Raw genomic sequence first — 1,512 nt, 5'->3', positions numbered from 1 at the left:
ATTTTCATTGGTGAGCGTGAAATAAAGCCCTTTCCGGCACCGAGACCAAAAGAATACAGTTGCTGGAGCAGATAAGGATCCGGGTCGTTACCCACCTGCGTATAGGAGGCACGCAGCTTCCCATAGCTGACCCAAGCCGGTAGTTTGAGCCATTCGTTAAAGATAGCAGATACACCGACCGAAGGATAAAAGTAACTGTGCGGTGACTTCAAGGTCGAGGTCCAGTCGTTTCGTGCCGTCATATCGAGAAAAATATTGTCAAAAAAAGCCAGCTGCGCACTTCCGTAAACTGAATTCATACGTCGCTGATAGCCATTGATCAGGAGAAATTCAGGTGTTGTAGCCATTTTTAGGCTAAATTCATTGGGGATGGATAGCCCATTGGCCATATTCTGAAAGCTGGTATACTGCCGGTTTAAAAAACTTGTGCCGACATTGTAACTGATTTTAACGGCTTCACTGATTGAATTCTTTCCGTTAAATAATAGATCCAAATTGCGTTCCTGATAGCGCGCATGTGTTTCAAAATACTTACCGCCGGGACGGACATCGCCCAGGGAAACTGTACCCGCATAGAAAGAACCATCTGTCTTATCGATGTATTTATCATAACTGAACCGTCCCATGACATTTAACCAATCCGTCAGTTGATAGGTTGCCGAGCCCATGGCGGTAATACGGTCCCGGACCTCATTGACCGAGGTACGATTGGTGCTCCAATAAGGGTTGTCGTAGACGGCAGACCCGGACCAATATTTCCGTTGTGGCTCGCCGGTGACGGGATCGATGGTTTCATAATCCTGTAGTTCAGCCTTATCCATATCCCTTGGCATCACATAAGCTTCTACGGGGATCCCCATATCACCCAGTCGGGGCCGGTTGTCGATCTGCTGGTTGACATAGTTGAGCTTAACATCGGTTTTCAACTTAGGGATCAGCTCCGTATTGACCCGAAGGTTGAGGCTATTCCGTTTGAGGTCGTTGCCCGGAATGATGCCGCCGATCTTATTGTTGGTGTAGGAAACGTAGCCCTGCACCTTTTCGGTACCGCCATAGGTACTGACACTGTTATTGAAGGTAGCCGCATTTTCAAAGAAATCACGGACATTATTTTTATAGGTCGTGCCCAGGGGGCCCCAGCTTTCGCCAACATTGGTGCCCGTGACACCTCCATTTCCACGGCCATAGCTATTCTGGAATTTACTGAGCAGGTTGACCTGGTCCAGGGATGCGCTGCCGTTGTAGTCAATTTGGTACCGGCCCGCCTTGCCCTGTTTCGTTGTAATAAGGATGGCACCGTTTGCTGCCCTGCTTCCATAAAGCGCTGCAGCCGAAGGCCCTTTGAGCACATTAATGGATTCAATATCATCGGGATTGATATTCGCGGCCCCGTCACTTGTACCATAATTGTAGGTGGTGCCGCTGGCCTGCTGTGCACTGGAATTATCGTAGGGCACACCATCCACTACAATAAGCGCATTGTTGTTGCCCGTAATAGATTTGTTACCGCGG

1 protein-coding gene is annotated in these 1,512 nt (G+C 48.8%); it reads right to left on the bottom strand.

Going from position 1 to position 1,512, the window contains the following annotated elements; all coding sequences use genetic code 11:
* Nucleotides 1-1,512 (bottom strand): TonB-dependent receptor plug domain-containing protein (locus VN105_RS14755; protein WP_325642181.1); only part of this gene is annotated, 1,512 nt, incomplete at both ends.

The organism is Chitinophaga sp. (assembly GCF_035564935.1).
GTDB lineage: Bacteria > Bacteroidota > Bacteroidia > Chitinophagales > Chitinophagaceae > Chitinophaga.
Note: the sequence above shows the minus strand (reverse complement) of the source record. Positions and strands in the feature narration are given on the sequence as shown.